This is a genomic window from Thiobacter subterraneus (assembly GCF_055379455.1).
The window spans coordinates 1,311,510-1,337,362 of record NZ_AP042402.1; the positions used below are offsets into that span (position 1 = coordinate 1,311,510).

Sequence of the window (25,853 nt, forward strand, 5' to 3'; positions counted from 1 at the left end):
GCAGCATGCGTCCCCTCGCCCTCACCAGTGGTGAGCCCGCCGGCATCGGCCCGGACCTGTGCCTCAAACTGGCCGGGGAGGCGCGGCGCCATCCCGTGGTGGTGCTGGGGGACCGCACCCTGCTCGAGACCCGCGCGCGGGGTCTGGGGCTTGCACTCAGCCTGGAAGACTATGTCGCCGGCGGGCCGGTGGTCACCGCTCCCGGCCGGCTGTCGGTGCTCCATGTGCCCCTGGCCGCGCCCGCCCGCCCGGGCCGGCTCGATCCCGCCAACGGCCGCTACGTGCTGGCTCTGCTGGACCGCGCGCTGGACGGCTGCCTGGCCGGTGAGTTCGCCGCCCTGGTCACCGCCCCCGTGCACAAGGGCGTGATCAACGAAGCAGGCATCCGCTTCCAGGGGCACACCGAGTATCTCCAGGAAAGGGCCGGCGCCCCCCATGTGGTGATGATGCTCGCCGGCGGGGGCATGCGCGTGGCCCTGGCCACCACCCATCATCCCCTGCGCGCCGTGCCCGATCTCATCACCCGGGAGGGACTTGCCGCCACCCTGCGCGTGCTGGACCACGATCTGCGCCGTTACTTCACCGACGGCCCGCCCCGCATCCTGGTGGCGGGCCTCAATCCCCATGCGGGAGAGTCCGGACATCTGGGCCGGGAGGAAATCGAGGTCATCATCCCGGTACTCGAGGCGCTGCGCAGCGAGGGGCTGCAGCTGACCGGCCCGCTGCCCGCCGACACCCTGTTCCGCCCCGACCTGCTGGCACGCCACGACTGTGTGCTCACCATGTACCACGACCAGGGCCTGCCCGTGCTCAAATACGCCAGCTTCGGCGCGGGCGTGAACATCACTCTCGGCCTGCCCTGCGTGCGCACCTCGGTGGACCACGGCACCGCCCTCGATCTCGCCGGGAGCGGCGCCATCGACATCGGCAGCCTGCGCGTGGCCATCGACACCGCGGCGGCCATGGCCCGGCGGGCCGCCTAGGCGCACCGGCCGGCCATGACACACAGGCCGCGCAGGCGTTTCGGCCAGAATTTCCTGCACGACCCCCATTTCGTGCGCCGCTGTCTCACGGCCATTGCGCCCCAACCCGACGACCCCATGGTGGAAATCGGCCCTGGACTGGGCGCCCTGACCGCGCCCCTCCTGGAAGTGGTGCACCATCTGCACGTGGTGGAAATCGACCGCGATCTGGCGGCCGGCCTGCGCCGGCGTTTCCCGCCGGAGCGCCTGACCGTGCACGAGGGCGACGCGCTGCGCTTCGATTTCGCAAGCCTCGGAACGAACCTGCGGGTGGTGGGCAATCTGCCCTACAACATCTCCACGCCGATCCTGTTCCATCTGGCCGGTTTTGCGGACTGCCTGCGCGATGTGCACGTGATGCTGCAGAAGGAGGTGGTGGAGCGCATGGCGGCCCGACCTTCCACAGCTGCCTACGGCCGGTTGTCGGTGATGCTGCAATACCGTTTCGCCATCGAGCCCCTGTTCGACGTGCCCGGGGGTGCCTTCCGGCCAGCCCCCCGGGTCACCTCCAGCTTCGTGCGCCTGGTGCCCCTGCGGCCCCTGCCCCATCCGGCGCGGGACGAGCAAATTTTTGCTACCATGGTCGCTTCCGCTTTTTCCACCCGGCGAAAGACCTTGCGCAACGCCCTGCGGTCTTTTCTCGATGCGGCCGATTTCGCGGCGCTGAACCTTTCACCCGGCCTGCGTGCCGAGAACCTTTCGGTCGCCGATTTCGTGCGCCTGGCCGACTACGTGGCGGCCCGCCATGGCCACGGCTGAGCGCCCCCGCGGCCTGCGCGCCACCCTCGCGCCGGCACAGGAACTCGCTGTCCTGCGCCGCCATCTGGATACCCTGTCCAAGGTCACCCTGCTGCTCCTGGAAAGCGGTGACGAACAGACCTGGGTGGAAGTGCTGCGCCTTTTGGTGGAAACCACCGGCGCCTCCCACTGCTGCCTGTTCCTGAACACCACGGCGCCGGACGGCACGCCCGCCGCGCGTCTGGCGGCCACCTGGTCGGCGGCCGAGACCAGCTGGCTTGCCAACTTCGGCGGCTTCCGCGTGCTGTTCTACGACCGGGTGCCCAATCTCGGCGACCGCCTGCACGTGGGCATGGTGTTCTCCGCCACCGCCCCCGAATTCACGGATGAGGAACGGGAGCTGTTCGGCCCCGCCGGCATCGGCAGCGTGCTGTGCATTCCCCTGCTGGTAAAGGGCGAGATGATCGGCTTCCTGGGCCTGTTCGCCGTGGCGCCGGAACGCCGCTGGGATGCCGCCGAGGTGGAAGTGTTGTGCACGGTGGCCAACGAACTCTCCCTGGCCCTGGTGCGGCGCCAGACGGAAACCGCGCTCAAGGCGAGCGAGGCGCGTCTCAAGACGCTCGTGGGCGTGACCGAGGACGTGGTGGTGGAATACGACGGCAGCCAGACCGTGCACCGGATCTGGACCGAGAACCCCCTGGTGCGCGAGCTGCTGCCGGCGGACCCCGCCGGCGGGCTGCTAAGTGAGGTGCTGCCGGAGGAAATGGCCACGGCACTGGTGGCCGTGACCCGCGACGTGCTGCGTGGGGCGAGCCGCCATGCCGAGTTCACCCTGCACACCGCCGCCGGCCCGCGCCTGTTCCTGGGCCGCATGCAGCGCCTGCCGGGCGAAGACGAACCCGTCCCCCACATCGTCGCCCTGTTGCGCGACGTCACCGATCTGCGGCAGGAGGAAGCGCGGCGCAAGATCATGGTGGACACCCTGAACCTGCTGGACGAAGCCATCATCGACCTCGACCCCGCCGGCAACCTGCAGGCCGCCAGCGCCGCCTGGCACCGCCTGTGCGGCCCGCCGGTGACGCAACAGGGCTCCCTGGGACCGCTGCTGCAATACATCCAGGCCGACGATCACCACCCGGTGCAGGCCACCCTGGAGGCCCTGGCAAGCGGTGAAAAGAAACTCGCCACCCTGCGCTTTCGCATGCTGCGCCCCGGCACCGAGCAGCTCTGGGTGGAATGCCGCCTGCTCGCCATCAGCGGCCCCGAGGGCCGGGTGGTCAGCCTGCGCGGCATCCTGCGCGACGTGACCGCCATGTATCTGCAGGAACGGCGTATCCGCCAGCTCGCCCTGCACGATGCCCTCACCCAGCTGCCCAACCGCGTGCTGTTCGAAGAACACCTGCAGCAGGGCATCGCCCGCGCCCAGCGCAACGGCACCAAGCTCGCCCTGGGTTTCATCGATCTGGATCACTTCAAGCACATCAACGACACCCTGGGGCACAAGGCTGGCGATACCGTCCTGCTCACCCTGAGCCGGCGTCTGTCGGCGGTGCTGCGTGAATCCGACGTACTGTCGCGCTGGGGCGGCGACGAATTCGTGGTGCTCCTGGGAGATTCCAGCGACGAGGAAGACTTCCGGCAGGTGGCGCGCAGGCTGTGCGAGGCGGCCCGTCAGCCCATCGACATCGAGGGCATCGAAACCCGTCTCACCCTTTCCATCGGTTTCGCCATCTATCCGGACGACGCGGAAGATGCCGAGACCCTCACCAGCCTCGCGGACCACACCATGTTCCACGCCAAGAACATGGGGCGCAACAATGTGCAGTTCTTCCGGGAAATCCAGGGCACGGTGCTCAACCGGGAAAACGTGCTGCTCCAGACCCGGCTCGCCCAGGCCATCCAGGAGCGGCAGCTGCAGATCTTCTACCAGCCCGTGGTGGACGCGGAGAGCGGCCGCATCCTCTCCCTCGAGGCGCTGGCCCGCTGGCACGACGACCAGAATGGCTGGGTGCCGCCGGACGTGTTCATTCCCATGGCCGAGCACCTGGGTCTCATCCACGAGCTCGGCGAGCAGGTGTTCGAGCACGCCCTGGAACGCCTGCGCATCTGGCGCGGTGCGGGGCATGCCGTCAAGGTCGCGGTCAATCTCTCCCGTGCCCAGCTGTTCGCGCCCAACTTCGTGGAACGCCTCACCGGCAAGCTCGCCGAACAGGGCCTCGCCCCGGCGGACATCATCCTCGAGATCACGGAGAGCGTGGCGCTGCTGGATGTCTCCTACGAATCGCGCCGCCTGCAGGAACTGGCGGACTGCGGCTTCGAACTGGCCATCGACGACTTCGGCACGGGCTATTCGGGACTCGCCCAACTGCACCAGATGCCGGTGCGCCGCCTCAAGGTGGACGCCTCCTTCACCGCACGCCTGCACACCGAGGACGGCCAGCGCATCGTGCAGGCCATCGTGCAAATGGCCGAGGCCCTGCGCCTGGAAACCGTCGTGGAAGGCGTGGAAACCGCGGAGGACGCACGTTATCTCATGGAGCTGGGCGTGCGCCAGATGCAGGGCCAGTACTTCGGCGACCCCATGCCGGCGGGCGTGTGCGACATGCTCCTCGCCCGCCAGGCCGGCCAGCCGGCGCAATGACCGCCGGGTGGCCCGGCTGCCCTTCTGGATGAACTCGATCTTGTAGCCGTCCGGGTCTTCCACGAAAGCAATGATCGTCGACCCATGCTTCATGGGCCCCGCCTCGCGGGTGACCTTGCCCCCCTTCGCTCTCACGGCCTCGCAGGCCTGATAGGCATCGTCCACTTCGATGGCAATGTGACCGAAGCCGTTGCCCAGGTCGTAGTGGTCCACGCCCCAGTTGTAGGTGAGCTCGAGCACCGTGTGGTCGGACTCGTCACCGTAGCCGACGAAGGCCAGGGTGAACTTGCCTTCCGGGTAGTCCCGCCGGCGCAGCAGTTTCATGCCCAGCACTTCGGTGTAGAAGCGGATGGAGCGGTCCAGGTCACCGACCCGGATCATGGTGTGCAAAATGCGCATGATGTCCTCCTCGAAGGTTGCGTCCCTGCAGGCGGCTCCTGCCCGGAAATCCGGTTTCCGCCCGCGTCAAAACGTGTGATAGAGATAACCGTCCCGTTCCAGCGCCGCGCGCTGGGTGCGCCAGTCGGGGAAGATGCGCTCCACGGTCTGCCAGAAGGCAGGGGAGTGGTTCATGTGCCGCAGATGGGCGAGCTCGTGGGCGATGACGTAATCGATCTGGGCGGGCGGCGCCTTGATCAGCCGCCAGGAAAGACGCAGCCGCCCCTCGGGCGTGCACGCCCCCCAGCTGGTGCGGGCCTCGGACAGGCGGAAGGGCGGCGGCTCCACCGGCAGGCGTTTGGCCAGCACGGCCAGCCGTTGCCCGAAATGGCGCTCGGCCAGGCGGCGGTACCAGGCGCCCACGTGCGCCGCCACCTGCTCCCTGTCCGCGGGGTCGCGCACCCCCACCAGCAGCCGGCTCGCGGTGCGGATGGGCTCGGCACGGGTGTGGGTGCGGTAGAGATAGAGCTCGAGCGCCTCGCCCAGCAGGAGCAGGCGCTCGCCACTCAGCCACTGGCGCGGCGGCAGGCGGCGCGCCTCCATCTGGGCCAGTTTCTCGATGATCCAGTCGCGCCGCTCCAGGAGCACCCGTTCCAGGTGGTGATAGGGCTCGCGCGGCGGCGCAGCCACGGTGAGCCCGTCTCCATCCACCTTGAGGCCGATGCTCCGGCGCCGCCGGCGCACCAGGGTGTAGGTGAGCCGCCGGTCCGGCAGGACGAGCACCCGGGTTTCCTGGACGGGGTAACCCATCAGGCGCGCCTCGCCGGGGGCAGGCGGGCCATTTCCCCCTCGATCCAGGCTTCCACGCGGGCGTTGATTTCGCCGGCCTTCATGCCCCGGGTTTCGATCACGGGGCCGATGCTCACGGTGACGGTGCCGGGGTATTTGAGAAAGGCATGCCGCGGCCACAGCTCGCCCGCATTGTGGGCGATGGGCACCACGGGCGCGCCCGTGTGGGCCGCAAGCCAGGCGCCGCCAATGCCATAGCGGCCGCGGCTGCCCGGCGCCACGCGCGTGCCCTCGGGAAAGATCAGCACCCAGAATCCTTCTGCAAGCCGCCGGCGTCCCTGTTCGGTGATCTGGCGCAGGGCCTCCTTGCCGGCGCGCCGATCGATGGCGATGGGCGAGAGCATGGCGAACCCCCAGCCGAAGAAGGGCAGCTTGAGAAGCTCGCGCTTGATGACGATGGCCAGCGGCGGCAGCAGGATGGGCAGGGCCAGGGTTTCCCAGGCGGACTGGTGCTTGGCCATGACGATGGCGGGCCGATCCGGAAGATTCTCCCGGCCCCGCACCCGGTATTCGATGCCCAGCAGCACCCGCGCCAGCCACACCACGACCCGGTTCCAGACGGTGATGATGCGGTAGCGGGTGAGCGCCGCGAAGGGGAAGGTGGCCAGCGCGATCAGGGAAAAGACCACCGTGGCGAGGGCGCGCGCGGCCTCGAACAGGGCGCAGCGCAGGACGATCATGAGGGCGGCTTGAGCAAATGGCGCACGGCTTCCGCCAGGTTTTCGAATATCTCCGTGCCCGGCGGCAGCATTCCGGTCTCGCGGGTGCGCTGGCCCTTGCCGGTGAGCACCAGGATGGGACGGGCACCCACGGCGGCGGCGGCTTCCAGATCGCGCTGCGCGTCACCGATGGCCGGCACCCCGGTCAGGTCCACGTTGAAGCGGCGGCCGATTTCCTCGAACAGGCCGGGACGCGGCTTGCGGCAGGGGCAGTTGAGCTCCGCCGCATGGGGGCAGAAGAACAGGGCATCGATGCGTCCGCCCACCTGGGCCAGGGCGCGCAGCATCTTCTCGTGGATGGCGTTCAGGGTGGCCATGTCGAACAGGCCGCGGCCGATGCCGGACTGGTTGGTGGCCACCACCACGCGCCAGCCTGCCTGGTTGAGGCGCGCAATGGCTTCCAGGCTGCCGGGGATGGGCTTCCATTCCTCCGGGCTCTTGATGAACTGGGGACTGTCGAAGTTGATGACGCCGTCCCGGTCCAGGATCACGAGTTTCATGGGGCGCGCGGCGTGGGGCGTTGGGACGATTCTACACCGCCCCGCGCCTCAGCCGGCCAGCCGGGACAGGTCCGCCACCTGGTTCATGAGTCCCGCCAGCCGCGTTAGCAGCGCCAGCCGGTTGGCGCGCAGCAGCGGCTCGTCGGTCATCACCATCACCTCGTCGAAGAAACGGTCCACTGCCGGCCGCACCGTGGCCAGGGTGCGCAGGGCTTCGGTGTAGTCCTCGTTGGCCACCAGGGAAGCCACCCGGGGGGTCAGGGCGTTGACGGCGTCGAACAGCGCCCGCTCCGCGTCCTGCGCGAACAGGCCGAGGTCGGGCTCGGCGGAAGGCACTTCCGCCTTTCTGAGAATGTTCTGGATGCGCTTATTGGCCGCGGCCAGGGCTTCGGCCTCGGGCAGGCGCAAAAAGGCGACCACCGCCTCCAGGCGTGGCAGCACGCGGTCGATGCGGGAGGGATTCTGGGCCACCACCGCCTCGATCTCGCGGGCACCGAAACCCCGCTCGCGCAGGTAGTTCCGGAGGCGCTCCAGCATGAAGCCGTGCACGTCCACCACCACGCTGTCGGCCACCAGCTCGCCCAGCAGGGCACGTGCCGCTTCCAGCAATTCGACGAGATCCAGGGGCAGCGCCTTTTCGGCCAGGATGCGCAGGATGCCCAGGGCATGGCGCCGCAGACCGTAGGGGTCCTTTTCCCCCGTGGGCACCGCGCCGATACCGTAAATGCCCACCAGGGTGTCCAGCTTGTCGGCGAGGGCCACCGCGGCGCCGATGTTGTCCTCCGGCAGGGTGTCGCCTGCGAAACGCGGGTGGTAATGGGCCTCGATGGCCCGGCACACCGCCTCCGGCTCACCGTCGTGGCGCGCGTAATAGGCGCCCATGATGCCCTGCAGCTCCGGAAACTCACCCACCATGTCGGTGGTGAGATCGGCCTTGGCCAGCCACGCGGCGCGGCTCGCCAGGTCCGCGTCGGCCTTGAGCCGGAGGGCGATTTCATGGGCCAGCTTCTGCACCCGCAGCGTGCGCTCGAGCTGGGTGCCCAGGCGGTTGTGATACACCACGCGGGCGAGTTTTTCTACGCGCGAGGCCAGCGTCTGTTTGCGATCCTGGTCGTAGAAGAACCGGGCGTCGGCCAGCCGCGGCCGCACCACCCGCTCGTTGCCGGCGATCACCGGCGCGGGATCCGCCGGCGTGACGTTGGCCACGATCAGGAACCGGTTGGTCAGCCGCCCCTGGGCGTCGAGCAGGGGAAAGTATTTCTGGTTGGCCTTCATGGTGAGAATGAGGCATTCCGGCGGCACGTCCAGGTAGGCCTCGTCGAAGCGTCCCACCAGCACGTTGGGGCGTTCCACCAGGGCCGTGACTTCGTCCAGCAGGGCCTCGTCCTCGACCGGCCGCAGGTCTTGGCCCAGCGCTTGGGCGGCGGCCGCGAGCTGACGCGCGATTTCCCTGCGGCGCGCCTCGAAACCGGCGATCACCGCGCCGTCTGCCTCCAGCTCGCGGGCATAGGCATCGGCGTGGGAGATCACCACCGGCTTCTGCCGGGCCTCGAAGCGGTGGCCCTGGGTGGTGCGTCCCGCCGCCAGCCCCAGTGCGGACACCGGCACCACCTCCGAGCCGTGGAGGGCCAGCAGCCCGTGGGCGGGACGCACGAAATGCACCGTGGTCCAGCCATCGCGCAACTGGTAGCTCATCACCTTGGGAATGGGCAGCCTGGCCAGCGTATCGTCCAGCGCCTGCTGCAATGCCTCGCGCAGCTGCGCCCCGGGCGCGATGCTGTCGTAATAGAGCACCTCGCCCTTGCCTTCGGCCACGCGCCGCAGATGGGCCGCCGCCCCGGCATCGAGCCCCAGCGCGGCGAGTTTCTTGAGCAGCGCCGCCGTCGGCCTGCCCTCCGCATCGAGCCCCACCGCCACCGGCATCAGCTTGTGGGACACGGGCCGGTCCGGCGCACGCGCCGCCACCGCGCTGATGTGGACCGCGAGCCGCCGTGGCGAGGCATAGGGGGTGGGACGGGACTCGGCAGTGGTCAGCCCGCGCGCCGCGAGCCCACCATACAGGCCTTCGGCGAAGGCCTCGCCCAGCCGGCGCAGGGCCTTGGGCGGCAGTTCCTCCACCAGGAGTTCCACCAGCAGACTTTGCGGGGTAGCAGTCATGCGGCCGCCTTTTTTTCCAGTTGGGCAAGGGCCTCTTCCGCCCAGGCGCGGGGCGCCAGGGGGAAGCCGAGCCGTGCCCGGGATTCCAGATAGCTCTGGGCCACGGCCCGCGCCAGGGCGCGGATGCGGCCGATGTAGGCGGCCCGCTCCGTGACGGAAATGGCACCCCGGGCATCCAGCAGGTTGAAGGTGTGGCCCGCCTTGAGCACCTGCTCGTAGGCGGGCAGGGCGAGCTTCTGCTCCATCAGATATTTCGCCTGCTTCTCGTGGGCATTGAAGGCATGGAGCAGGAATTCCACATCGGAATGCTCGAAGTTGTAGGCGGACTGTTCCACCTCGTTCTGGTGGAACACGTCGCCATAGGTGACACCCGGCGCGTAGGTGAGGTCGAACACGTTTTCCACGCCCTGGGAATACATGGCCAGGCGCTCCAGGCCGTAGGTGATCTCCCCGGTGATGGGCTTGCAGTCCAGCCCGCCCACCTGCTGGAAATAGGTGAACTGGGTCACCTCCATGCCGTTGAGCCACACTTCCCAGCCCAGCCCCCAGGCACCGAGGGTGGGATTCTCCCAGTCGTCCTCCACGAAGCGGATGTCGTTGCCGGCGAGATCGAAACCCAGGGCCTCCAGGGAGCCCAGGTAGCGCTCCAGGATGTCCTCCGGCGCGGGTTTCAGGACCACCTGGAACTGGTAGTAGTGCTGGAGACGGTTGGGATTCTCGCCGTAGCGGCCATCCTTGGGACGGCGGGAAGGCTGCACGTAGGCCGCGCGCCAGGGCTCGGGCCCCAGCGCCCGCAGGAAGGTGGCAGTGTGGCTGGTGCCTGCGCCGACCTCGAGATCATAGGGCTGCAGGATCACGCAGCCCTGGTCGCTCCAGTACTGCTGCAGGCGCAGGATGAGTTCCTGAAAGGTCTGCATCGGCGCTCCCCCGGCTTGCGCCGGCCAAGAAAAACGCCGATTTTACCGGGGGCGGGGAAGCAGAGGAAGCGCGGCTACCGGCGTTCCAGCCAGGCGAGCAGGTCCAGGTAGGCCTGTTTGTCGCCGGGCTCGAAGCCGGTGACCCCAAGGCTTTTGAGCATCTTCTGACCCACGGGGTCATTGCCGGCATTGATGAGCCCCGCCCGCAGGGCGACCTTTTCGGCAGCCGTGAGCCTGGGCGAAGCGATCAGCGACCAGAAGGGCAGCTTCTTGCTCTCGAACAGGGTGATGCCTCCCTTGGCTTCCCATTGCCTGGCTACGATGGGGGACACCATGCCCACGTCGGCAAAGCGGTTCTCGACGAGGAAGGCAATGGCATCCTGGTAGCGGGCCTTGACCAGTTCCCCCGGCTTGGGCACAAGCCCCATGTCCCGCAGCGTGGCCATGCCGGCCAGCTGCATGAAGGTGCCCTCGGCATAGGCGATCCTGCGGCCCCGGATGTCTTCCGGTTTGGCCAGCCCGCTGTCCTTGCGGGCGATGAATTTCACCGTGAACGCGCCCTTCACCGCCGCCACCAGATCGTAGTTGGCGCGCGCCATGGCCTGGGCCGCCACGTTGCTCGGCTTGGAGAAAAACAGGTCGTAGCGGCCCTTCAGCAGGTTTTCGGTGGAACTCTTGAGGTTCTGGGAGGATTCCAGCTTCACCGGCCTTTTGAGCACCTTGGACAGATAGTCCGCCAGGGGCTGGTAACGGTCCGTGAGCGCTCTGTAGTCCTGCTGGCCGGCGGTGCCGTCATTGACACCCAGCAGCAGCGCCTCCTGGGCGGAGGCCGTCAGAGACAGGACAAACAGACCCAGCAGGGCCAACAGATGTCGCATGGAATCTCCAGGGAAACGATGCGAGGGGGCGGGATGCCCCCTCCAGGCGGGCTTATCGGTCAGAACAGCGGACGCTTGATGGTGACCGCACCCCGGATCTGGCCTTCCCGGTAACCGGTGGCGCGGTCATGGGGATATTCGGCGGCCAGGCGTGCGCGGGTACCCTCGGAAACGGTCTCCGGCGTGCCATGGCAGTTCAGGCACAGGGGCTGCACCGGCAGGGCCTTCATGTAGCGGAAATAGCGTCCCGCGGGCTCGCTCACGATCTCGGAATACTCCAGCGTATCCGGTTTCTCCCCCGCCGCGGCGCGCTTGTCGAAATCGGCAAGCACCTTCTGTTCCCAGGCATCCGGGGTGCCGATCATGGGATTGCGCGTCTTCAGGGACACCCGCCGCACCTGCCAGCCATGCTGGGTGGAAAGCTCCGTGGCAATGGCCGGCGCCACACTCTTGCACACCTTGATGGCATTCTCGGGCCCGCCGGCGGTGAGTTCCTTCTTGAGCTCGCCCCCCAGTTTCTGCACCAGGCTCTGGGTGGCCTTGCGGCTTTCCTCCACATAGCGGGCGGTGTCGTCCTGGGCCAGGGCGGGGGCGGCGAAGGCCGCAGCGATCAGCAAAGGCAACGTTCTCATGATTCCTCCAGGGGACATTGTGGAGGGGCCCTTTTAGACCAGACTCCAATGGTGCGTCAAGACTTGACGCGCAAGAGGACCGCCACCAGCAGGGCCAACCCCACGAGGGCGAGCACCGGCAGGTTGCCGAAACGCACATAGGGCGTGGCACCCGCGTAGCCCCGGGCGCTCACCTCGAGCAGCCCGGTGTGGAACGGCGCAAGCTGGGCCAGCACGCGCCCGCGGGCGTCGATGAGAGCGGTAATGCCCGTGTTGGTGGCACGCAGCATCATGCGCCCCGTCTCCAGGGCACGCATCTGGGCAATCTGCAGATGCTGGCGCGGCGCGATGGAATCGCCGAACCAGGCATCGTTGCTCACGTTGGCAAGCAGGGTGGCCTCGGGCAGCTGGCGGATGATTTCCTCGCCGAACACGTCCTCGTAGCAGATGCTCACCGCCAGCCGCTGTCCCGCCACCCTCAGGGGCCGCTGGTCGGGCGCCCCCCGCGCGAAGTCGCCCAGGGGAATGTGCGTGAGATCGAGGAACCAGCCAAACACCGGCCGCAGGGGCACGAATTCACCGAAGGGCACCAGATGCACCTTGCGGTACACTTGGCCGGGGTGGGTCCCGAAGCTCACCACGCTGTTGTAGTAGCGGCTGCCGTCAGCTGCCCGCTCCGGCACGCCCACCACGACCTCCCCGCCCCGCTCCCGTGCCTGGTCCGCCAGCCGCTGTACATAGCCCTCGGGCAGCTGATCCAGAAAAAGGGGAAAGGCCGTCTCCGGCAACAGGACGAGACGTCCCCTGCTGCGCTCCACCAGCCTTGCGTAGGTGTCCAGGGTGGGGCCCACCCGATCCTCGCGCCATTTGAGATCCTGGGGAATGTTGCCCTGGAGCAGGCTGACGGCGAGGGGCTCACCCACGGGCCGGGTCCAGGAAACCTGGTTCAGACCCAACCCCGCGCCCCACAGGGCAAGGAGGGTGATCAACCCTGCCATGCCGCGCCGCGGCCGGTCCCGCCACGCCCAGATGAGCGCCAGCAGGCCCGCGCTCAGCGCGGTGAGCCAGGAGACGCCATACACCCCCACGAGGGGCGCAAAGCCGGCGAGGGGCCCGCGGGGCACGGCGGCATAACCCACGGCCAGCCAGGGGAAGCCGGTGAAGATCCAGCCCCGCACCCATTCCGCCAGCGTCCAGACCGCGGGCATGACCAGGACCACGCTGGCCCAGCGCCGTCCCCGGGCAGCCGCTGCCCAGCCCACCGCCGCCGGAAACAGCGCGAGAAACAGGCAGAACAGGAGGGTGGCCAGCGCGGCGACCGACGCGGGCATGCCGCCGAAGTCGTGCAGGCTCACATAGACCCAGGACACCCCGAACAGAAACAGCCCGCAGCCGAAGGCAAAGCCCAAGCGTGCCGCAGCGCGCCGGGAGCCTGCGTGCCACCACAGGTGGAACAGCACGGCCAGGGTGAGCACCGGCAGCGGGAACAGGTGAAAGGGTGCGAACCCGGCAACGGTGGCCCCACCCAGCAAAAAGGGCAGTGCCCAAAGGCGCAGCCGCCCGGCGCGGTGGACGATGGCGGCCGTGCTCAAGCGCTGTCCCGGTCTTCCCGTTGCGCCTCCGGCAGGCGTTCCACCAGGAGTGAATGCAAACGCCGGCTGTCGGCGCGCAACACCTGGAATTTCAGGCCATCCACGGTAACCGTCTCACCCCGCTTGGGCAGCCGCCCGAACTGGGCAATGACCAGCCCGCCGACGGTATCGTATTCCTCGTCGCTGAAATGCGTGCCCATGATTTCGTTGAAGGCCTCGATCTCGGTGAGCGCCTTCACCCGGAAGCGGTTGTTGCCGGCGGGGATGATGTTGTCCTCGACCTCGTCGAAATCGAATTCATCCTCGATGTCGCCGACGATCTGCTCCAGCACGTCCTCGATGGTGACCAGCCCGGCCACACCGCCGAACTCGTCCACCACGATGGCGATGTGATTGCGGTTGCTGCGGAACTCCTTGAGCAGCACGTTGACCCGCTTGGATTCCGGAATGAACACCGCGGGACGCAGCATGTCGCGCACGCTGGTCTCCTCGCCCGCGAAGAAACGCAGCATGTCCTTGGCGAGCAGGATGCCGATCACGTCGTCGCGATCCTTGTCGATCACGGGGAAGCGCGAGTGCGCGGTGCTGATCATGAAGGGCAGGAATTTCTCCGGGGGATCGTTGATGTCGATCACGTCCATCTGGGCCCGGGGGATCATGATGTCCCGCACCTGGGTCTCGGACACCTGGAGCACGCCCTCGATCATGGCCAGGGCGTCGGCATCGAGAAGATTGCGCTCGTAGGCGGAGTGGAGCAGTTCGATGAGTTGCTCGCGGTCCTCGGGCTCGCGCATCAGGAGCGCGCCGAGCCGTTCGAGCCAGCTTGGCTTGGTACTCGCATCGTCCATGGAGGAGGCATCAACCCCTGCGGGGTAATGAATGGCGAATGGCGGGCCATTCGTCATGCATCATCCCGCCCGGGCCTTCACGCGGCGGACTGGTAAGGGTCAGGATAGCCCAGTTTGGTGACGATTTCCGTCTCGCGTGCTTCCATCACCCGGGCCTCGGCCTCGGTTTCGTGGTCGTAACCCTCCAGATGCAGCACGCCGTGGACGATCAGGTGGGCGTAGTGGGCGGCGGGCGCCTTGCCCTGTTCCCGGGCCTCACGCGCCACCACGGGCGCACAGATCACCAGATCCCCCACCACCACGGGACCGGTTTCGTAAACGAAGCTTAGCACATTCGTCGCATAGTCTTTGCCGCGGTAGTCGCGGTTGAGGCTGCGTCCTTCCGCCTCGTCCACGAAGCGCACCGTGATCTGGGCGTCGCGCGTGGCGGCGGCGCGCACCCAGCGGCGCACCTGGCTGCGCGTGGGCAGCTCCGGCGCGCGGCTTGCATACTGCACGGAAAGGGAAAGGCTAGGACTCGCCCTGTTCTTTCTGGAAGCGGTCGTAGGCATTGATGATGTGCTGCACCAGCGGGTGGCGCACCACGTCCTCGGACTGGAAATGGGTGAAGGCGATGCCCTGCACGTCGGCCAGCACCTGCTGGGCCTGCACCAGCCCGCTCTTGACGCCCCGCGCGAGGTCGATCTGGGTGACGTCGCCCGTGATCACCGCCTTGGTGCCGAAGCCGATGCGGGTCAGGAACATTTTCATCTGCTCGGGCGTGGTGTTCTGGGCCTCGTCCAGGATGATGAAGGAATGGTTGAGGGTGCGGCCGCGCATGTAGGCGAGGGGCGCGATCTCGATGGTGCCCCGCTCGAACATCTTCTGCACCTTGTCGAAGCCCATCAGGTCGTAGAGGGCGTCGTAGAGAGGGCGCAGGTAGGGATCCACCTTCTGGGCGAGATCGCCGGGCAGAAAGCCCAGGCGTTCGCCGGCCTCCACGGCCGGGCGCACCAGCACGATGCGCTTGACCAGGTCGCGCTCCATGGCGTCCACCGCACTCGCCACCGCGAGATAGGTCTTGCCGGTGCCCGCCGGCCCGATGCCGAAGGTGATGTCGTGTTCCTGGATCTGGCGCAGGTATTCGTTCTGGCGTGGCGTGCGGCCGTGGAGGTCGGCCCGGCGCGTCATCAGCACCGGCACCATGCCCTCGCGCCGTTCCCCGGCCCTGAGGTGGGTCGCCTCCACCAGGCCGAGCTGCACGTCCTCCACACTCAGGCCCCGTGCCGCACGTTGGTAAAAGCTCTGCAACAGCTCGGCGGCCAGGCGCGCCCGGGCCAGCTCCCCCTCCACCCGGAAATGCTCGCCGCGGCGCGCGATCCTCACTTCGAGCGCGGTTTCGATCTGGCGCAGGTTCTCGTCCAATGCCCCGCACAGGTTGGCCAGGCGCCGGTTGTCCACCGGGGTGAAGGAGATCTCGACGGTATCCATGGACGCCCGCCCGGCTCAGTCCACCAGCACCTCGCCCCGCAGGGAATGGGGCAGGGCCTCGGTGATGCGCACCTCGACGAACTGGTTCAGGAGGCGCGGATGACCGCGGAAATTCACCACCCGGTTGTTGTCGGTGCGGCCGGCCAGTTCGTTCGGGTCTTTGCGGGAGGCACCTTCCACCAGCACCCGCTGTACGCTGCCCACCATGGCGCGGCTGATGGCCTGGGCCTGTTCCTCCAGGCGTTTCTGCAGGCGCATCAGGCGTTTGGTCTTGACTTCCATGGGCGTATCGTCCGGCAGCTGCGCCGCGGGCGTGCCGGGCCGGGGACTGTAGATGAAGCTGAAGCTCGCGTCGAAACCCACCTCCTCCACCAGACGCAGGGTGGCTTCGAAGTCGGCCTCGGTCTCGCCGGGGAAGCCGACGATGAAATCCGAGGACAGGCTGATGTCGGGGCGCACCGCACGCAGGCGCCGCACGCGTGACTTGTATTCCAGCGCGGTGTAATTGCGTTTCATGGCCGCCAGGATGCGGTCGGAACCGGACTGCACCGGCAGATGCAGATGGCTCACCAGCTTGGGAATGCGCGCATAGGCCTCGATCAGCCGGTCCGTGAACTCGTTGGGGTGGGAGGTGGTGTAACGGATGCGCTCGATGCCGGGTATCTCCGCCACGTATTCCAGCAGCAGGGCGAGGTCGGCGGTCTCGCCGTCGTGCATCACGCCCCGGTAGGCATTCACGTTCTGACCCAGCAGGGTGACTTCCTTCACCCCCTGTTCGGCCAGCCCCGCCACCTCCGCCAGCACGTCGTCGAAGGGCCGGGACACTTCCTCACCACGGGTGTAGGGCACCACGCAGAAGCTGCAGTATTTCGAGCAGCCCTCCATGATGGACACATAGGCCGCGGCGCCCTCCACCCGGGCCGGCGGCAGGTTGTCGAATTTCTCGATCTCCGGGAAGCTCACGTCCACCTGGGGCCGGCCCGTGGCGCGCCGCGCGCGGATGAGCTCCGGCAGGCGATGCAGCGTCTGCGGCCCGAACACCAGGTCCACGTAGCGGGCACGTTCGATGATGGCCGCGCCTTCCTGGCTGGCCACGCAGCCGCCCACGCCGATCAGCAGGTCGGGGTTGCGCTGCTTGAGGTGTTTCCAGCGCCCGAGATGGTGGAACACCTTTTCCTGGGCCTTTTCCCGCACCGAGCAGGTGTTGAACAGGATGAGATCGGCCTGTTCCGGATCGTCGGTGCGCTCGTAGCCCTCCGCCGCAGCGAGCACGTCGGCCATCTTGTCCGAGTCGTACTCGTTCATCTGGCAGCCGAAGGTCTTGATGTAGAGCTTGCGGGTCACGGCCGGTGGACAGGCTGGATCACGATAGGCAACGCCCCGGGGCGCAGGTTTCGGCCGCGGGAAAGGCAGCGGCCGGGAAGGAATCTGGTGGTGATAGGTGGACTTGAACCACCGACCCCAGCATTATGAGTGCTGTGCTCTAACCAGCTGAGCTATATCACCAGCATCACCGGATGGTGCAGAGGGCTGAATTATCCGGATTCGTCCTGTCTGCGTCAAGGAAAGGGGCGGTCACACGTTGAACAGGAAATTCATCACATCGCCGTCCTGGACGACGTAGTCCTTGCCCTCGGAGCGCATCCTGCCCGCCTCGCGCGCCCCCTGCTCACCACCGAAGGCAATGAAGTCCTCGAAGGCAATGGTTTGCGCCCGGATGAAACCCCGCTCGAAATCGCTGTGGATCACCCCCGCCGCCTGGGGTGCAGTGGCCCCCTTGCGGATGGTCCAGGCACGCACCTCCTTCACCCCGGCGGTGAAATAGGTTTGCAGGCCCAGCAGGTCGTAGGCCGCGCGGATGAGGCGGTTGAGACCCGGCTCGGTCAGCCCCATGGCGGCCAGGAATTCCGCCTTGTCGGCTTCGTCCAGATCCACGATCTCCGCCTCCATGGCGGCGCACAGGGCGACCACCGGCGCGCCCTCCTGCGCCGCATAGTCCCGCAGGCGGTCCAGATGGGGATTGTTCTCGAAACCGTCCTCGGCCACGTTGGCCACGTACATGGCCGGCTTCACCGTGAGCAGGCACAGGGGTTTGAGCAGCGCCTGCTCCTCCGGGGTCAGTCCCAGACTGCGCGCAGGCCGGGCCTCGTTCAGGTGGGGCAGCAGCCTGTCCAGGACCGCGATCAGCTTCTGCGCCTCCTTGTCACCGGCGCGCGCCTTCTTCACGTCGCGGGCGTGGGCCTTCTCCACCGTGGCCAGATCCGCCAGCGCGAGTTCGGTGGCGATCACCTCGATGTCGGCGATGGGATCCACCCGGCCCGCCACGTGGACCACGTTGGGATTCTCGAAGCAGCGCACCACGTGGACGATGGCATCGGTCTCCCGGATGTTGGCCAGGAACTGGTTGCCCAGTCCCTCCCCCCTGGAAGCGCCGGCCACCAGACCGGCGATGTCCACGAATTCCACGATGGCGGGCACCACCCGCTGCGGCCTGACGATGTCCGCGAGCTGCTGCAGGCGCGGGTCCGGCACTTCCACCACGCCCACGTTGGGCTCAATGGTGCAGAAGGGATAGTTTTCCGCAGCGATGCCCGCACGGGTCAGCGCGTTGAACAGGGTGGACTTGCCCACGTTGGGCAGCCCGACGATACCGCATTTGAGACTCATGTCGTCGTCCGCAAGAGTGAAGCGTGGACCCGACCCCGCTCAAGACTGGGGTTTGGGCACCACCCGGGTATGTAGCCGGTGCATCGCGGTTTCAAGATCCCCGGCCAATACCAGGGGCAGAATTTTCAGGCTGCGGTCGATGGCATCCCCGATCTGTTCCGCCTCCTCCCGGGGCGGGCGGCGCAGGACGTAGTCCACCACCTGGTCGCGCTGGCCCGGATGGCCGATGCCCAGACGCAGCCGCCAGAACTCGGGACCCAGGCGGGCGATGATGTCCTTGAGACCATTGTGGCCGCCCGCGCCGCCCCCCCGCTTGAGCCGGGCGGTGCCCGGGGGCAGATCCAGCTCGTCGTGCACCACCAGGATCTCGCCCGGCGCGAGGCGGTAATAAGCCGCCAGCGCCTGCACCGCCTGCCCGCTGGCATTCATGTAGGTCTCGGGCTCCATCAGCCAGACTTCCCGTCCGTCCACGCGAAGGCGCGCCACCCGGCCGTGAAAGCGCCGCTCCGGACGCAGCTCGGCATGGTGCGCCCGGGCAAAGGCGTCCACCAGCCAGAACCCGGCATTGTGCCGGGTGTCGGCATAGTCGGGACCCGGATTGCCCAGGCCCACCAGGAGGCGGATCGGGGTCATGGCCTCATTCCAGGGTGGCGACAGCATCCCGCCGCGGTCGCACTCGAAAAAAAGCCCGTCCCGGCTGGGGGACGGGCCGGCTCCATGGCGAGCGGCTTACGCCTGGGTGCCTTCGGCTGCGGCTTCCTCGGCCGCGCCGCGCGGCACCACGCAGCTGGCCACAGCAAGGTCGTTGCCGTGGCGCAGCTCGACGAACTCCACCCCCGGCGGCAGCTTGATCTCGGACAGGTGCAGGGAATGGCCGGCCTGCAGCCCCGACAGATCCACCTCGATGAATTCCGGCAGGTCCTTGGGCAGGCACAGCACATCCACCTCGTTCATGACGTGGGTGATGTTGCCGCCCGCGAGCTTCACCCCGGGGGCCACGTCGGCCCCCACGAAATGCAGCGGCACCTTCATGTGGATCTTGGCGTTGGGATCCACGCGCTGGAAGTCCAGGTGCATGACCAGCGGCTTCCAGGGATGCATCTGCACGTCGCGCAGCAGCACCTGCTGCTTGTCGCCGTCCACGTCGAGGGTCAGGATGGAGGCGTGGAAGGCTTCGTGCTTGAGCTGGTGGAACACCGTGTTGTGGTCGAGCTCGATGGCGACGGGCGGCTGGTTTCCGCCATACACGATGGCGGGAACGCGGCCGGCGCGGCGCAGGCGGCGGCTCGCACCCGTACCCTGCGCCTTGCGCGCGGTGGCAGTGACTTCGAATTTCATGGTTTGACTCCAGGTTGTGTCGTCCGCGACCAGACGACGGGTTGCCGCCCCCGCCTGCGCGGGGACGAAAAACTCACTCCGAGAACAGGGAAGACACCGAGTCCTCGTTGCTGATGCGCTGCATGGTCTCCGCCAGCAGCTCCGCCACCGACAGCTGGCGGATGCGGCTGCACGCCCGCGCATCGTCCCGCAGGGGAATGGTGTCGGTCACCACCAGCTCGTCCAGGGCGGAATTGGCGATGCGGCTCACCGCATTCCCGGACAGCACCGGGTGGGTACAGTAGGCCACCACCCGCGCCGCGCCATGCTCCTTCAGGGCCGCGGCCGCCTCGCACAGGGTGTTGGCGGTGTCCACCATGTCGTCCATGAGGACGCAGGTGCGATCCTTCACCTCGCCGATGATGTGCATCACCTTGGCCACGTTGGGCTTGGGACGACGCTTGTCGATGATGGCGAGGTCGGCCTCCAGCCGCTTGGCGAGCGCCCGGGCGCGCACCACCCCGCCCACGTCCGGCGACACCACGATCAGGTTCTCGTAGTTCTGCTTCCACACATCGCCCAGCAGGATGGGCGAGGCATAGACGTTGTCCACGGGAATGTCGAAGAAGCCCTGGATCTGGTCCGAGTGCAGATCCATGGTGAGCACCCGGTCCACCCCCGCCACGGTGAGCATGTTGGCCACCAGCTTGGCGGTGATCGCCACCCGCGCCGAACGCGGGCGCCGGTCCTGGCGGGCATAGCCCATGTAGGGAATGGCGGCGGTGATGCGGCCGGCGGAGGCGCGTTTCAGGGCATCCACCATCACCAGGACTTCCATCAGGTTGTCGTTGGTGGGGGTGCAGGTGGACTGGAGCACGAACACGTCCTTGCCGCGGACGTTTTCCAGGATTTCCACCATCACCTCGCCATCGCTGAACCGGCCGACGATGGCACGGCCCAGGCGCAGGTTCAGCTTGCGCACGACATCCTCGGCAAGCTTGGGATTCGCATTGCCGGTGAAGACCATCATGCCGCCGTGTGCCACGCCTGACCCCTTCGTCGCTATAACGAAAAAAAGCGTGTAAGGGCTACACGCTTTCCTTGCACGGCGCAGCGCGGCTGCGCCGCCCGTGGATGAATCTGGCTGGGGAGGTAGGGATCGAACCTACGCATGCCGGAATCAAAATCCGGTGCCTTACCACTTGGCGACTCCCCAGGGTCTGGCCCCGCGGCCCAGGCATCCGCCCAGAGCCTGGCATCACCTGTGCCGGAGGGCCTGGAAACCTGCCGCAAAAGCCGGGCTTCCGCCGGCGGTTTCCTAAAAATCGCGCAGCGGGTGCTGATCGAGCCCCTGCGCCACGAAACCCTGCATGTCCGCAGGCTTCTGCGCCAGCACCGCGCGCGCCGCCTGCTCCGAACCGAACCCGGCGAACACACAGGCGCCGGACCCGGTCATGCGCGCATCACCGAACCGGGCAAGCCACGCCAGATGACGGGCCACCTCGGGGTAGCGCTGCAACACCACCGGCTGGAGGTCGTTGTGCCCTGCGGCGAGCCACTCCTCGGGAAACCGACCGGTGGAAAAGGGCGGTATTTTGACGGGTGGCGTGTTCCGTGTCAATTCCGGCGCGGCGAAGATTTCCGCCGTGGACACCGCCACCGGCGGCACTAGCACCACGTACCAGGCCGGCGGCAGATCGAGGGGCGTGAGCACCTCCCCCACCCCCCGGGCGAAGGCGTTTTGCCCGAACACGAACACCGGCACGTCGGCCCCCAGCCCCAGCCCCAGCGCCATCAGCCGCTCCCGGGGCCAGTTCACGTGCCACAGCCGGTTGAGGGCGATCAGGACCGTGGCGGCATCGGAACTGCCGCCCCCCAGCCCGCCCCCCAGGGGCAGCCGCTTGGTCAGGCGAATGTCCACCCCCAGGGCCACTCCGGCGCGCGCCTTGAGCAGGCGCGCCGCGCGCACCGTGAGATCGTCTTCCTCGGGCACATGGGCGGGACCGGCTGTCCGCGTCACGGCACCATCGCCACGCACCCGCAGGTGGACCGTGTCCCCGTACTTGATGAAGCGGAACACGGTCTCCAGCAGATGGTAGCCATCCCTGCGGCGGCCCACCACGTGCAGGAACAGGTTCAGCTTGGCCGGTGCGGGAAAGGACTGCCAGTCGTCCATCGGAAAGTCAAACGAAGACGGGATTTCCCCTCAACCCAGGGCCCACTGCGCGCCGGCTCCAGGCGAAACGCGCAAGGCGCCGCCACGCCTCGCCCCCGGGGGCCCTCTGCTCACCTGGCGCACCCCCGACCATCGAGCCGTCGGCAGGCAGTCAGGGCTCCCAGGCATCCACCACGAGTTTGAGGCGCAGGCCATGGCCTTCCACGTCGATGCGCCCCGGCAACGCGCCATCGGGCGCGGCACGCCAGGCACCGTATTCGATGCGCCAGCCCTGCTGTTCCAGCCGGGCGATGCGGCCCTCGCCATCGCGACGCAGTCCGTCCACGGGGCCCGGCGCCGGCCGGGCCTGCACCCAGTGGGCGAGGGGGTCGAGGGGCAGCCCCCAGCCCAGCAGGCGTCGGGTGAGGCTTTCCGCATCGGGCGCCCGATGCACCGCGCCATCGGCGGCAGTGAGGGTGATGCCGTCCCCGTCTCGGATGAGCCGCGCCACACCCTGCCCCAGGGGCGTGAGGATTTCCAGCTCGTCACCCCCAGGCCGGTGCCACCAGTCGAGCCCCCCGGAAAAGCCATCCTCCCCCTGACGCACGCTCACGCGCCCCACCAGATGGAAGGCTTCCCGCCACGCCGCGGAAGGCAGGCCGGGCGGCGGCGTGGTGGCACAGCCGGCAGCCAGGGCGAGCCATACCGCCAGCCCCGCTCGCAGCAGGCGCCCCATGGGCATCAGGGCTGCACCGGCGCCTGGCAACGCCGCATGGCCTCCACCACGGCCTCATGGGCCGGGTGGGTTTTCAGGGCGTCGCCCCACACCTTCTGCGCCTCGCTGCGCGCGCCACTCATCCACAACACCTCACCCAGATGGGCGGCGATTTCCGGATCGGGACGCAGCGCCGCCGCGCGGCGCAGGTATGCCAGGGCCCCGGGATAGTCCTTGAGCCGGTAATGGAGCCAGCCCATGCTGTCCAGGATGAAGGGATCGTCCGGCGCCAGCCTGAGGGCGGTCTCCAGGAGCTGGCGCGCCTCCTCCAGGCGAATGCCCCGGTCGGCCAGGGTGTAGCCCAGGGCATTGTAGGCGTGCGCGTGATCGGGCTTGAGCTGAATCAGCTTGCGCAGGCTGGCTTCCAGGACGTCCAGCCGGTTGATGCGCTCGGCGGCCATGGCCTGGTCATAGAGCAGGTCCGGATGGTTGGGCAGTTTTTCCAGGGCGCGGCTCAACAGATCGAAGGCTTCCCGGTCCCGCCTGGCGTCGCGCAGCATCTGCGCCTCGGCCTGCCAGAGCTGCACCCGCTGCTGGTTGTTGGCGGGCTGGATCCGCCCCAGCTGCGCCCGGGCCTCGTCCGGCCGCCCCTCCTTGGCCAGGGTGAGGGCATGGCGCAGGCGCGCGGTGAAGGCCTGCTCTCCCCCCACCTGCACATACCAACGGCGGGCTTCCTCGTAACGTTTCTGCTCCTCGGCGATCTGGCCCAGATAGAGGTACACCGTGTCCCGGTCGCGCACCCCCGCCTGAAGCGCCTGCTCGAGATACTGCCGGGCCACGTCCAGCTCGCCCATCTGCAGCGAGATCAGGCCCACCGCCAGGGGCACCTCCGGGTTGTCCGGGAAGTCCTGCACCAGCTTCTGGAACTCGCTCCGTGCCGCCGGGTATTGCTTCTGCTGCACCAGGAACCGGGCGTAGGCGAGGCGCATCTCCCGCGCCCGGGGGTGGCGCGCCAGATAGTCGGTGTACCAGGCGGCCGCCTCCTGCGGGGACCGGGCCTGGAGAATCTGCGCCTGGAACAGCGCGGCCCCCTCCCAGTCCGGACGCAGGCGCAACGCCTCGCGGATGGCGGCCAGGGCCACCTCGCCCCGGCCCGCATTCCAGGCGGCACGCGCCACCGCGAAATGGGCTTCCGGCACCTGGGGATAGGGCTGGGCCAGCGTTTGCACCAGGCTGAGCACCGCGTCCCTGTCGGGATGGCGCCCCAGCAGATTGTTCAGGTGCATGAAGCCATGCCCCAGCGTCGCCCCCTCCGACGCGAGCAGCCGTTCCAGGTGCGGGCGTGCCTCCTCGAGGCGTCCCTTGGTGACCAGAATGGCGGCCACGGTCTGGCGGGCGGTGACGGAGTCGGGCTCCAGTTCCAGCCAGCGCTGCGCCGCCGCCAGGGCCTGGTCGATGAGCCGGCTCTGCAGCGCCACCTGGGTGGCCCGCTCCGCCACCCGGTAGTCCCGGGTGCGCGCCAAAAGATCGAGGTAGGCCTGGGTCGCCAGGGTCGTATCACCCCGCTGCAGGGCGATTTCCGCCAGCAGCGTCTCGTACAGGAGCTGCTGGGTGAGGGGCTGGGCAGGCGGCGCCGGCCGCCTGGGTGCAGGCGGTTCGGCCTGGGCGTCCAGGGCCGCGGGCTGGGTCGCAGCGGGTGCAGGCGAAGGGGCAGGCCGCGGCGCCATGCCGGCACAGCCGGCCAGCGCCGCCGTCATGGCAGCGAGTGCCCCGGCGCGCAGAAGGAAGAGCGTGTTCATGGATGGATACGCGATGGATTGGCATTCCGGCCGGGGCCGGTGGCGATTGGAAACAAACGGGTGCGAAGGGTTCTCGCCGGATCGTGATTCGTGCCGGAGCCAACGGAAATCCGGTATATTCCGGCCTTCACGACGCCTCCTATCCTAGCAGCAAATCCCTGCCCATGTCCCCTGTTGCCGCCCCGTCCGCGCCGAGCGTCGAGCCGATGGTCACCGTCGCTGCGCGCGGGCTCGCGCGCCGCTACGGCGGGGCGCTGGCCGTGGCGCCGCTGGATCTGGAACTGCGTCGGGGCGAGGTGCTGGGGCTTCTGGGCCCCAATGGCGCGGGCAAGTCCACCACCCTGCGCATGCTCACGGGCAATCTCGCCCCCAGTGCGGGCGAAATCCGCATCTGCGGCATCGACCTTTTGGACGCCCCCCGCGCGGCGAAGACCCACCTGGGCTATCTGCCGGAAACCCCTCCGCTCTACCGCGAGCTCACGGTGGACGAATATCTCGACTTCTGCGCCCGCCTGCACCGCGTGCCTTCCGGCCGCGTGCGCGCCGCACGGGAGCAGGCCAAGGCCCGCTGCGGGCTGGCGGACATGGGCCGGCGCCTGATCGCCCACCTGTCCAAGGGCTATCAGCAGCGGGTGGGAATCGCCCAGGCCATCGTCCACGAGCCCGAGGTGATCATCCTGGACGAACCCACGGTGGGGCTCGATCCCAACCAGATGCGCGAGATCCGCGCCCTGGTGCGCGGGCTGGGAACGGCCCACAGTGTGATCCTGTCCAGCCACATTCTGTCCGAGGTGGAGGCCGTGTGCGACCGCGTGCTGATCCTGCACCAGGGACGGGTGGTGTTTGCCGACCGCATCGAGGCGCTGAAACGCTTCCGCGCCGGCGAAGCGCTGCGGGTGGGGTTCATGCGCCCGCCCGCCCCCGAGGCGCTGGCCGCCCTGCCCGGTGTCACCGGCGTGGAACGCCTGGAGGACGGGCTGTTCCGGCTGCAGGTCACGCCCGGGACGGATGCCCCCCAGACCATTGCCCGCGCGGCCGTGGCAGAAGACTGGGGGCTGGTCCGTCTCTGTCCGGAACATACCACGCTGGAAGACGTGTTCGTGGAACTGACCCGAAACGGCCCGGAGGAGCAGCCATGATCCTCACCCTGGCCCACAAGGAACTGCGGATCCTGTTCGCCTCGCCCCTCGCGTGGGTGGTGCTGGCGGTGCTGCAGCTGGTGTTCGCCTGGGTGTTCCTGTTCCAGCTGGACCAGTATCTGGAGAACCTGCCGCGCCTGCGCCAGCTCACCAATCCCCCCGGCGTGAGCGAGGTGGTGGTGGCCATGCTGTTCGGCTTCGCCACCATCGTGCTGCTGATGGCCGTGCCCCTCATGAGCATGCGCCTGTTCGCCGACGAATACCGCAACCAGACCCTGCCCCTGCTGCTGTCCGCCCCGGTCTCCCTCACGGAAATCGTGCTGGGCAAGTTCCTCGGCCTGATGCTGTTCCTGCTCTTCGCCGTGCTGCTGCTCCTGGCCATGGCGGCTTCCCTGGCCCTGGGCGGGCCGCTGGATTGGGGACTCATCGGGGCCAACGTGCTGGGCATCGTGCTGCTGCTCGCGGCCTTCGCCGCCTTGAGCCTGTTCATTTCCAGCCTCACCCAGCAGGGTGTGGTGGCCGCCTTCGGCAGTTTCGGCGCCCTCCTCCTGCTGTGGCTCATCAACACCTCGGACAGCGATCCGGAGGCGCTGCTCAACTACCTGTCCCTCATGCGCCATTTCGACGGCTTCAACCGCGGGCTGGTGGACACCCGCGACGTGGCCTACCTGCTGCTATTCACCCTGGTGTTCCTGGTGCTCACCATTCGCCGCCTCGATGCGCGGCGCCTGCAGGGCTGAT

24 protein-coding genes, 2 tRNA genes and 1 pseudogene are annotated in these 25,853 nt (G+C 68.1%); 5 read left to right on the top strand and 22 right to left on the bottom strand.

What is annotated here, in order from left to right:
• Positions 1–5 precede the first annotated feature (5 nt).
• Genes pdxA through ACZ42P_RS06555 form a run of 3 tightly spaced genes read left to right on the top strand, consistent with a single transcriptional unit; the run spans position 6 to position 4,401 of the window.
• Positions 6–983, top strand: a complete 978-nt coding sequence (pdxA, locus tag ACZ42P_RS06545; protein WP_464899276.1) for a 4-hydroxythreonine-4-phosphate dehydrogenase PdxA — start codon at positions 6–8, stop codon at positions 981–983.
• Between the two features lie 15 nt (positions 984–998).
• Positions 999–1,781, top strand: coding sequence for a 16S rRNA (adenine(1518)-N(6)/adenine(1519)-N(6))-dimethyltransferase RsmA (rsmA, locus tag ACZ42P_RS06550; RefSeq protein WP_464899277.1), 783 nt, complete (start codon positions 999–1,001; stop codon positions 1,779–1,781).
• Positions 1,768–4,401, top strand: a complete 2,634-nt coding sequence (locus ACZ42P_RS06555; RefSeq protein WP_464899278.1) for a sensor domain-containing phosphodiesterase — start codon at positions 1,768–1,770, stop codon at positions 4,399–4,401. The genes rsmA and ACZ42P_RS06555 overlap by 14 nt, the downstream gene beginning before the upstream one ends.
• Positions 4,402–4,422: 21 nt before the next feature.
• Here the strand turns inward: ACZ42P_RS06555 and gloA are convergent.
• The 22 genes and pseudogenes from gloA to ACZ42P_RS06665 form a co-directional block, all read right to left on the bottom strand.
• Positions 4,423–4,800: pseudogene (gloA, locus tag ACZ42P_RS06560) on the bottom strand (lactoylglutathione lyase); the annotation flags it as partial.
• A gap of 66 nt (positions 4,801–4,866) precedes the next feature.
• Entirely contained in the window at positions 4,867–5,589 is a 723-nt protein-coding gene (locus ACZ42P_RS06565; RefSeq protein WP_464899279.1) for a M48 family metallopeptidase, read from the bottom strand.
• Positions 5,589–6,308 (bottom strand): lysophospholipid acyltransferase family protein, encoded by a 720-nt coding sequence (locus ACZ42P_RS06570; RefSeq protein ID WP_464899280.1) that lies wholly within the window; start codon positions 6,306–6,308, stop codon positions 5,589–5,591. The genes ACZ42P_RS06565 and ACZ42P_RS06570 overlap by 1 nt, the downstream gene beginning before the upstream one ends.
• Positions 6,305–6,847, bottom strand: coding sequence for a D-glycero-beta-D-manno-heptose 1,7-bisphosphate 7-phosphatase (gene gmhB, locus ACZ42P_RS06575; RefSeq protein WP_464899281.1), 543 nt, complete (start codon positions 6,845–6,847; stop codon positions 6,305–6,307). Before gmhB ends, ACZ42P_RS06570 begins: the two co-directional genes overlap by 4 nt.
• 48 nt (positions 6,848–6,895) lie before the next feature.
• A complete protein-coding gene (glyS, locus tag ACZ42P_RS06580; protein ID WP_464899282.1) occupies positions 6,896–9,004 on the bottom strand; it encodes a glycine--tRNA ligase subunit beta in 2,109 nt (702 codons plus the stop codon).
• Positions 9,001–9,921: a glycine--tRNA ligase subunit alpha gene (gene glyQ / locus ACZ42P_RS06585; RefSeq protein WP_464899283.1), complete on the bottom strand. Its 921-nt coding sequence runs from the start codon at positions 9,919–9,921 to the stop codon at positions 9,001–9,003. The genes glyS and glyQ overlap by 4 nt, the downstream gene beginning before the upstream one ends.
• A 74-nt stretch (positions 9,922–9,995) precedes the next feature.
• A complete protein-coding gene (locus ACZ42P_RS06590; protein ID WP_464899284.1) occupies positions 9,996–10,799 on the bottom strand; it encodes a phosphate/phosphite/phosphonate ABC transporter substrate-binding protein in 804 nt (267 codons plus the stop codon).
• A gap of 59 nt (positions 10,800–10,858) precedes the next feature.
• Positions 10,859–11,431 (bottom strand): Tll0287-like domain-containing protein, encoded by a 573-nt coding sequence (locus ACZ42P_RS06595; protein WP_464899285.1) that lies wholly within the window; start codon positions 11,429–11,431, stop codon positions 10,859–10,861.
• Positions 11,432–11,487: 56 nt separating this feature from the next.
• A complete protein-coding gene (lnt, locus tag ACZ42P_RS06600; protein ID WP_464899286.1) occupies positions 11,488–13,002 on the bottom strand; it encodes an apolipoprotein N-acyltransferase in 1,515 nt (504 codons plus the stop codon).
• Positions 12,999–13,850: an HlyC/CorC family transporter gene (locus ACZ42P_RS06605; protein ID WP_464899287.1), complete on the bottom strand. Its 852-nt coding sequence runs from the start codon at positions 13,848–13,850 to the stop codon at positions 12,999–13,001. The genes lnt and ACZ42P_RS06605 overlap by 4 nt, the downstream gene beginning before the upstream one ends.
• Before the next feature lie 77 nt (positions 13,851–13,927).
• Positions 13,928–14,401, bottom strand: a complete 474-nt coding sequence (gene ybeY, locus ACZ42P_RS06610) for an rRNA maturation RNase YbeY (RefSeq protein ID WP_464899288.1) — start codon at positions 14,399–14,401, stop codon at positions 13,928–13,930.
• Positions 14,361–15,320: a PhoH family protein gene (locus ACZ42P_RS06615; RefSeq protein ID WP_464899289.1), complete on the bottom strand. Its 960-nt coding sequence runs from the start codon at positions 15,318–15,320 to the stop codon at positions 14,361–14,363. Before ACZ42P_RS06615 ends, ybeY begins: the two co-directional genes overlap by 41 nt.
• A 15-nt stretch (positions 15,321–15,335) precedes the next feature.
• Complete coding sequence (miaB, locus tag ACZ42P_RS06620; RefSeq protein ID WP_464899290.1) at positions 15,336–16,664, bottom strand: tRNA (N6-isopentenyl adenosine(37)-C2)-methylthiotransferase MiaB; 1,329 nt, start codon at positions 16,662–16,664, stop codon at positions 15,336–15,338.
• Between the two features lie 85 nt (positions 16,665–16,749).
• Positions 16,750–16,826: transfer RNA gene (locus ACZ42P_RS06625), tRNA-Met, on the bottom strand.
• Between the two features lie 69 nt (positions 16,827–16,895).
• On the bottom strand, positions 16,896–17,987 hold the full coding sequence (ychF, locus tag ACZ42P_RS06630; RefSeq protein ID WP_464899291.1) for a redox-regulated ATPase YchF: 1,092 nt from the start codon (positions 17,985–17,987) through the stop codon (positions 16,896–16,898).
• Between the two features lie 39 nt (positions 17,988–18,026).
• Complete coding sequence (gene pth, locus ACZ42P_RS06635) at positions 18,027–18,620, bottom strand: aminoacyl-tRNA hydrolase (protein WP_464899292.1); 594 nt, start codon at positions 18,618–18,620, stop codon at positions 18,027–18,029.
• A gap of 96 nt (positions 18,621–18,716) precedes the next feature.
• Complete coding sequence (locus tag ACZ42P_RS06640) at positions 18,717–19,325, bottom strand: 50S ribosomal protein L25/general stress protein Ctc (protein ID WP_464899293.1); 609 nt, start codon at positions 19,323–19,325, stop codon at positions 18,717–18,719.
• A 73-nt stretch (positions 19,326–19,398) separates the two neighbouring features.
• Positions 19,399–20,331 (bottom strand): ribose-phosphate pyrophosphokinase, encoded by a 933-nt coding sequence (locus tag ACZ42P_RS06645; protein WP_464899376.1) that lies wholly within the window; start codon positions 20,329–20,331, stop codon positions 19,399–19,401.
• Between the two features lie 114 nt (positions 20,332–20,445).
• Positions 20,446–20,520 (bottom strand) — tRNA-Gln (locus ACZ42P_RS06650).
• Positions 20,521–20,622: 102 nt separating this feature from the next.
• Entirely contained in the window at positions 20,623–21,480 is an 858-nt protein-coding gene (gene ispE / locus ACZ42P_RS06655) for a 4-(cytidine 5'-diphospho)-2-C-methyl-D-erythritol kinase (protein ID WP_464899294.1), read from the bottom strand.
• Positions 21,481–21,631: 151 nt separating this feature from the next.
• Entirely contained in the window at positions 21,632–22,195 is a 564-nt protein-coding gene (lolB, locus tag ACZ42P_RS06660; protein ID WP_464899295.1) for a lipoprotein insertase outer membrane protein LolB, read from the bottom strand.
• A gap of 5 nt (positions 22,196–22,200) precedes the next feature.
• Positions 22,201–23,973, bottom strand: coding sequence for a tetratricopeptide repeat protein (locus tag ACZ42P_RS06665; protein WP_464899296.1), 1,773 nt, complete (start codon positions 23,971–23,973; stop codon positions 22,201–22,203).
• Between the two features lie 164 nt (positions 23,974–24,137).
• Between ACZ42P_RS06665 and ACZ42P_RS06670 the strand changes: the two genes are divergently transcribed.
• The gene (locus ACZ42P_RS06670; protein WP_464899297.1) at positions 24,138–25,112 is read left to right on the top strand and encodes an ABC transporter ATP-binding protein; all 975 of its coding nucleotides are present in this window, start codon (positions 24,138–24,140) and stop codon (positions 25,110–25,112) included.
• Positions 25,109–25,852 carry an ABC transporter permease gene (locus tag ACZ42P_RS06675; protein ID WP_464899298.1) on the top strand — a complete coding sequence of 248 codons (744 nt, stop codon included), beginning with the start codon at positions 25,109–25,111 and terminating at the stop codon, positions 25,850–25,852. The genes ACZ42P_RS06670 and ACZ42P_RS06675 overlap by 4 nt, the downstream gene beginning before the upstream one ends.
• Position 25,853: the final 1 nt, after the last annotated feature.